Annotated in this window: 8 protein-coding genes and 1 pseudogene; 1 reads left to right on the top strand and 8 read right to left on the bottom strand. The window is 58.9% G+C overall.

Going from position 1 to position 6,422, the window contains the following annotated elements; translation table 11 throughout:
- Positions 1-583 (top strand): annotated as a pseudogene (locus RMO15_RS27465) (hypothetical protein); the annotation flags it as partial.
- A gap of 9 nt (positions 584-592) precedes the next feature.
- Here RMO15_RS27465 and RMO15_RS27460 read toward each other — a convergent pair.
- The 8 genes from RMO15_RS27460 to RMO15_RS27425 form a co-directional block, all read right to left on the bottom strand.
- Entirely contained in the window at positions 593-1,522 is a 930-nt protein-coding gene (locus tag RMO15_RS27460) for a hypothetical protein (RefSeq protein WP_309720413.1), read from the bottom strand.
- Positions 1,523-2,734: a hypothetical protein gene (locus RMO15_RS27455; RefSeq protein WP_309720410.1), complete on the bottom strand. Its 1,212-nt coding sequence runs from the start codon at positions 2,732-2,734 to the stop codon at positions 1,523-1,525.
- On the bottom strand, positions 2,703-3,158 hold the full coding sequence (locus RMO15_RS27450; protein WP_309720407.1) for a biopolymer transporter ExbD: 456 nt from the start codon (positions 3,156-3,158) through the stop codon (positions 2,703-2,705). The genes RMO15_RS27455 and RMO15_RS27450 overlap by 32 nt, the downstream gene beginning before the upstream one ends.
- The gene (locus RMO15_RS27445; protein WP_309720404.1) at positions 3,155-3,688 is read right to left on the bottom strand and encodes a MotA/TolQ/ExbB proton channel family protein; all 534 of its coding nucleotides are present in this window, start codon (positions 3,686-3,688) and stop codon (positions 3,155-3,157) included. Before RMO15_RS27445 ends, RMO15_RS27450 begins: the two co-directional genes overlap by 4 nt.
- Positions 3,689-3,706: 18 nt before the next feature.
- Complete coding sequence (locus tag RMO15_RS27440; protein WP_309720401.1) at positions 3,707-4,555, bottom strand: hypothetical protein; 849 nt, start codon at positions 4,553-4,555, stop codon at positions 3,707-3,709.
- Positions 4,556-4,562: 7 nt separating this feature from the next.
- Positions 4,563-4,793 carry a hypothetical protein gene (locus RMO15_RS27435; protein ID WP_309720398.1) on the bottom strand — a complete coding sequence of 77 codons (231 nt, stop codon included), beginning with the start codon at positions 4,791-4,793 and terminating at the stop codon, positions 4,563-4,565.
- Between the two features lie 26 nt (positions 4,794-4,819).
- The gene (locus RMO15_RS27430; RefSeq protein WP_309720395.1) at positions 4,820-5,257 is read right to left on the bottom strand and encodes a hypothetical protein; all 438 of its coding nucleotides are present in this window, start codon (positions 5,255-5,257) and stop codon (positions 4,820-4,822) included.
- Between the two features lie 418 nt (positions 5,258-5,675).
- On the bottom strand, positions 5,676-6,329 hold the full coding sequence (locus tag RMO15_RS27425) for a hypothetical protein (protein WP_309720392.1): 654 nt from the start codon (positions 6,327-6,329) through the stop codon (positions 5,676-5,678).
- Between the last annotated feature and the right edge of the window lie 93 nt (positions 6,330-6,422).

The raw sequence follows: 6,422 nt of genomic DNA, 5'->3' as shown, positions 1-6,422 counted from the left end.
CCCTGAGGGAATTCGGCTCGCCTTTGATGGCCGCTACGAGGTGATGCTCTCGCTCAAGGCCAAGAACTATGTCTTAGTGAGCTATGAAGGCAAGAAGACCTTCAAGGGCTCCAGCCTGCGCTCCCGCGCCGATGAGAAGTTCGGCAAGAAGTTCCTCTACGAAGCCGTGGACTTTCTCCTCGCCGATGATAGAGCCGGGCTCTCGACGCGCTACAAAGAGCTTTTAGAGGCGATTGAGAACCGCACACTGGGCATTGAGCAGATCTCCCGCCGGGAGCGCGTCACCGATAAAACTTTCACCAGCGATGCCAAAAAACGCAACGCCGAGGCGATGGCGGGCCTGACGGTGGGGGACTATGCGATTATCTACCAGCGTGAGGGCGATAAAGCCTTGGTCTCCGCCGAGCACTACAACAACGACGAAGACATCGAGTACTACCAGACCAAGCTCTACAAGTTCGCCAGTCGCTTAGAGGCTGCCATCGGGGAGGACTTCGAGAAGCTCTGTCCCAAGCCCCTTGTTGGCGCAAAACGCAAAGCCGCCGAAGATGCCAAGCAGCAGATGAGCTTGTTCGAGCTGTAAACGGGCGGTTTAACGCACGCGGATGACCAGCGAGGCTCCGACACCAAGCCAGCCGTTTTCGACTCTTAGTAGCATGCGGTTCTTGCCTTTCTCAAAGTGCACCCGGCGCAGGCCCTCACCCGCTTGCCAGCCCTTGAGATTGGGCGAGCTGATCCAGACCGTCTGACCGTTGAGCCAGAGATGGGATTTATCGTCGCTGCCGATGGCTATCCAGTGGTCTCCCGCCTCCTCGAAGCTCAGCTCGGTATAGAAGTAGTAGACCGCGTATTCTTGAGAGACGGGCGGACGAACCTCGGCGGACTGCGCCTGATGAAAGATCCAGGAGATCGTCTTGCCGTCTTTGCCAGAATAGGTCGCGTCTAGGTCTAGGAGCTTCTCGGGGCCAAACGCCGTGTCTATGTTCTGGCGGTTCGGGTTGGGAAAGGGGCCAAGGACGTACCAGCTATCCACAAACATCCACTCCGCCCCACCGACGCCCGGCCCGGTTTGCGTGGTCAGAGAGCGACCTGCCACGGCATTTTTCTCAAAGCCACTACTGAGGGCCGGAGCAGCCGTCTCGAAACCTCCCCGTGGCTCGCCGGGGCCGCGCCTCCGGACAATGCCACCATCGCGTTTCCCGGATGTCCCCATGAACCCCGTCAGATCCCCCGCACGCTCACTGCTCTGCTGCGCCGCCGCCAGAAACGCTGCCGCCTGGCTTCCAGGTCGCTGTTGTGCTTGATCCAGTAAGCGCTGTGCCCGTGCGGCGAGCTTGTCGAGATCCGGTTCTCCACTAGCTCCGCCTTGGGGGCTCTCTGCCACCGGAAGCCCGAGAGACTTTGCCAGCTCGTCTATCTTTGCCGAGGCATTTTGTGCTGACTGTAGGGCCTCCTGCATCGTGCCTTTGTCTTTACTGCCTGATTTGCCGCCTCCGCCGGAGTGGCCTGTTGCGCCGGGCACTCAGGTGCCTCCGGGGGCAAAACACTCCGGGCCATGTTTGTGATTCGGGTCCGGCTTCTCCCCCGACGAGCCGCGCATGGCTTTGGCAAGCTGGCTCTGCTGGGCGAGTGCCACTTGTTGCGCCGCGAGGGCCTTTTTCTGCGCCGCTAGGTCACCGTTTGCTGCCGCTCGCTGTGCCTCCGAGGCTCGTTTTTGTGCGGCTGCGGCACTGTCCAGCCCGTTTTTTTGCGCCGCGTCTTGTCCCGTGATCGTCGCACCCTCTTTTTGGAGAGCCTCTTGTGCGGCGGCGATAGCCCGCTCCGCTTCGGCCTGGGCGGCTTTGGCTTGCTCACGGGCGGCTTTTGCGGCGCTCTTTGCCGCATCGGCCTTTGCCTTATCACCGAGCTTCTCTGCCCGCTCGGCTTTCTCAAGTTCGGCGACGGCGTTTTTCTGTGCCTCCAGCGCGTTTTGCTGGCGAACCGCCGCATCGGTAGCTTTCTCTTCGGCGAGGGGCGGCAGGATTTTATTCTCGGTTGAACCACTGCCGTCGGGCTTTTCTTTGTCGGCGAGGCGCTCGTATTTTTGGACGCGCTCTTGCTCTTGCTTGGCTTCTCCGAGGGCTTTAATGGCTTCGTCGTGCGCCGCTTTTGCCTCAGCGAGTGCCTTTTCGAGACCCGCTTTGTCGGTTTGTGGCGGCAGGCGCTTCTGCTGCTCCTCGGCGCGCTTCGTGGCGAGCTGGGCCGCGAGCTGCTTGGCGAGTGCCGCCCGAAGCGCGACGGCCTCTGGCTTTTGCGCGGCGGCTTGGAGCTGCTGATCTAGCAGCTGAAATGCCTCGGCCTGGGATTTTTGGGCCTGCTCGGTGCGCTCTTTCAGCTCTGCGAAGGCTTTGCTGGCCTGCTCCGGCTTCCCGACACTCTGCTCTAATGCTTCCAGTGCGTTGCGGGCAGCGACACTATCGGAGAGTGCTTTTTCTATCACTTGGTGCGCCTGGGCAATCGAGGCCGGTGGCGGCGTCTCTTGCGAGGGCTGCTTCTTGAGCGCCTCCAGCTGGTTGGCGATCTCGGTGAGCTGGACGAGCTTTTTCTGTGCCTGGATGCTCCTCGCCTCCGCACTCTTGGGTTGGGTAGGCGAGCCTGGGCCAGACAGGAAGCCGACCCCCACAAGTAGCGCATGTAGGCCAAGGGAGAGAGCCAGAGCAGCGCTAGTGCGGATTGGACGTGTGGAGCTGGACATTTCGGATTCCTTCGATCTGGCAGGCTTCGACAAGCTCGACGACACGCTGGAACGGGGCATCTCGGTCGGCGTCTATGCGCACAGCGGCTTTTGGGTCTTTGGCAGCGTCGCGGATCTTGAGCAGGAGCACCTCGGTGGTAACGGGCTGGTTGCCGACAAAGCGCTGTCCATTTTTGTCCACCCCACATGCCAGAGTCGAGCTCTGGGAGGTTCCCGCCTTCGAGGCGCTTGCCGCTGGCAGAGTAATGGGCAGAGAGAAGACCGGCTCGCTCTTGCTCTCGGGCTTCTGAGGTTTCTTAAAGCTCATGGTGACCATGAAGATAATCAACACGACCAGCACGACATCTACCAGCGGGACGATATTAATCTCCGCAAGCGGCGGCGCGGCGTAGCGTCCTCGGCCTGATGGCCCTCCGACGTTCACGATGGCTCCTCTTGGTTGGCTACCGCTTTATCCGCTGCTTCCATAGCGCGGTTCTCGATCCGCAGGCTCAGCGCATTGACGCGCGCCAGCAGTAAGTTATAGGCGATGGCAGCGGGTACGGCGACACCAAGGCCAATGGCGGTGGTGATCAGCGCCTCCGAGATGCTCCCGGAGATCACGGCTGGGTTCATCTCGCCCCCTGCCCGTGCGATCTTTCCAAAGGCATCCAGAATCCCCAGTACTGTCCCAAAAAGCCCGATATAGGGAGCGGTTGAGGCGATCGTCGCGAGATAGGGCAGGTTTTTCTGAAGCTCCAAGGTTTCTAGAGTTACAGCACGCCCGACAGAGTCTTGAAGGCGTCCATTATTGCGCTTCTTGCCCTCTACAAAAGCACGTCGTGCACGAGCTTCGCCGTCACGTCCTTCACTGCGCAGTGTCCAGAGTCGCTCGATAATCATTGCTACCGAGGCAACGCTCGCAAGCACTAAGACAAGCTTGGTGAGTCCAATTCCCCAGGAAAAATAGTCCACAACTTACTTTATCAGATGTCAGGGATGCAGACGAACTTGTAGCGTCGCCGCTGTGGCATTGAGTGGGGCATGGTGGGGTGCGCTCTGTACGAGAAGCTCGGCCAAGGTTGCTTCGGAAACTATCTCCGGGTTGGTGTGCCAGCCGTGGTTGGCACGCTTGAGCCAGAACGCTCTCGACTCGTCCTGCCAGACTGTGACAAACGCGCCAGGATCGGTGGGCGAGGAGAATGCGGGATCGTAGAACGTCACGGCCATGTGCTCAGGAAGCTCACTCAGAAGGCGCTGGAGCGACAACTCAGGGATGTTGGCGGCAAGCCAGAAGAAGCCGTCAAAGCCAAGGCGAGGCAGGACGCCGGGGATGGTGTGGGGATAGGTAGTGGGACGCGGCTCGTCGGGATCGGGGACTTCGGGGAACTCTCGCATCGAACGGATTTTATCTAAGCCAATCGTGTCGAAGGCATCCAGCCGAGATTTACTCACCACACCCAGCCGGGCCAGTGCAGCGTTTATACTGCTCTCGCCCTCTGGCGTGATCCGCTGCTCGCCCTGAAAGACATAGGCCGCCTGGCTGCCGATTCCCCCGAAGTAGTCCGTCGCGATGATGGCAAAGCGCGGCTCGGGCTGCTGCGTGATGGTCTGCATCAGCGTCGCGAGCACACGGTCACGGGGGTAGGGAGGTGCGACCGAGTCCGGGATCGGGAGCTCGCCGGGAATCTCTAGGAGCAGGCTCCAGTACTCCGCGAGACGCCACTCGCAGAAGAAGAGCGTCAGGTCAAAAGGAAGCGTCACCGAAGGCATCCCCAGCTGCGTTGCTCGAAGCGGCTCGTAGGGGCCTTTGAGAAGCAGGCCGCTGATGTTGTGTCCCATGAGAGTGTCAGTTCTCCATGAGGACATAGGTATCCACGATGTCACCATCACGGACGATCGCCATGCCGCGACAGCCACCCAGGTTCTGCCAGCACTCCGAGGGGCTGTCAAAGTACCAGAGCTCGTCGCCGGGCTTGAGCTTCGCCTTGAAGCTCTGGAGTGACTCAAGAAAAGGCCGCATCCGACGTGTGACTCGCCGTCGTGGGGTGCCTAGTGCTGTGATTTCGGGAGCGCTCATTTGGCTCTGTAGCCACTCTTTCGGGATCATTTCTGCTCTTTCCAGCGCCGGATCGGGAGATTGGGAAAGAATTTTCGAACCTCAAAGATTGCCTTGTCATGCACAAAGATACGGTGCATGGTGGGATGTAACACAGGCTCTGGAATAGGATTGTAGTGGTAGGCAAGCCCTTGGCGCTCCAGCCAATCAACCAACTCCTGCGCCTCATTGATATCGGAAAACATCCCCACCAAGTGATCGTGGCGGATGTGCTGCATCTTCTCCCAGAGATACTCGCAGGCCGCCTCTTCACTCTCGGAGCGAAACTCGGGATCATTGACGATGCCGCGCTCGGTGTAGAAAACCCACCACTCTCCGTCGAACTTGTCCAGAGCGAACGTGTCGTCATTGCGGCATCCGATGCTATAGTTTGACTCAGAGCAGCCCGCTTCTTCAAGCCGCTTTTTCAGAGATTCGCAGTCCATAGTTAAACGACCGAGGGGACTGTCGTCTTTAGGCGACAGGGGAATCGGCATCCGCTTGGAAAATGCTCTTGCAAAATCCTTGCCCCCTCAACTTTCTTTTTTATTTTTTTTGGGCTTTCCGGGTTCTTACTTTTGCCGGAGTATTCAGCCGTCACACCTTGTTTACAGAAGATTCCTAGGGGTTCTGGCAAGGAACTACATTTGAGTGTGACGTCTCGTTTGCCAGGTAAAATCTTCGCGTCTTGTAGTGTAGGCGCAACTTAAAAGTTGTGCTTGGGGCACGGACGGTGCCTTTGCAGGTTAACGTGAGCGGATGCGCCGAGCGTTCTGCAAGAAGCCTGAAGTTAGAGTATTGTGTTTTTTGTGATGGTGTCCTAGACATTATTTCAGAAGCTCTCTGCTTTAGCGGAGGGAGTCGTCACGTGGCTACCTCTTTCTGGACGCGCTCAAGCACGTCGCGATACAGCTCCTCCGCGACTTCAACGCTTCGCCCGCAGTGCAGTGTCAGGAGAATTTTACCACTCTCGGGATAGGACAAGTGGCTCCCATCGGCGACCGTGAACCCCTCGCGTCGCTCCGCACGCTGGTTGGCAAGCGCAAAGTCTCGCTGGTCAAGAATCAGGCGCATGCTCTGGCGTATTTCGTCGGTGAACTCCTGGTTGTAGCTGTAGTTTGAGATTTCATAGGGATCAGGAAGGGGCAAGAGAGTCACCTCGGGCAGGGGCGTTTGCAAGAGCTGGGCGACAAGCTCCGCCTCGGGTTCCCGTCCTTTCACCCGAAGCAGAGCGGCTAGAGTTGCTAGGTAATCCGCTTCGGGAAAGTGCCACTGGCGCAGTTTTCCTCTTTTCTTCCCCGTGCTGGGCCACTGCCAGCGCCAGAAACGCATCTGACCCACTTGTTTGGCGTGCTCAATCCCACTGTACTCTTGGGCATAGCCGCCTCGCACTTGGGCCGTCTGTACCACCCAGGCCAGATCACGCCAGCTCTCGATGTGTGCCAGCGACAGACGATACGTCCACTTGTGCGGCTGGATCGTGTAGTTGGATCGGGGAGTAAACCAGAGTTCGAACACTAGGGGGAGATCCGTGGCGAGGTGGTCTGCCTCGTCTCCTGCGTTGCCCAAGACTCCAGCGCATCGGGGATCTGCGCCAGGAGCTCGTTATAG

This window comes from Armatimonas sp., from assembly GCF_031410135.1.
In the GTDB taxonomy this organism is placed as follows: domain Bacteria; phylum Armatimonadota; class Armatimonadia; order Armatimonadales; family Armatimonadaceae; genus Armatimonas.
This window is presented reverse-complemented; position numbering and strand designations above follow the sequence as displayed.

Excerpts from the sequence above, each read along its gene's own strand:
- RMO15_RS27430 (WP_309720395.1), bottom strand. The coding sequence starts at position 5,257 with ATGGACTGCGAATCTCTGAAAAAGCGGCTTGAAGAAGCGGGCTGCTCT.
- RMO15_RS27455 (WP_309720410.1), bottom strand. The coding sequence starts at position 2,734 with ATGTCCAGCTCCACACGTCCAATCCGCACTAGCGCTGCTCTGGCTCTC.
- RMO15_RS27440 (WP_309720401.1), bottom strand. The coding sequence starts at position 4,555 with ATGGGACACAACATCAGCGGCCTGCTTCTCAAAGGCCCCTACGAGCCG.
- RMO15_RS27435 (WP_309720398.1), bottom strand. The coding sequence starts at position 4,793 with ATGAGCGCTCCCGAAATCACAGCACTAGGCACCCCACGACGGCGAGTC.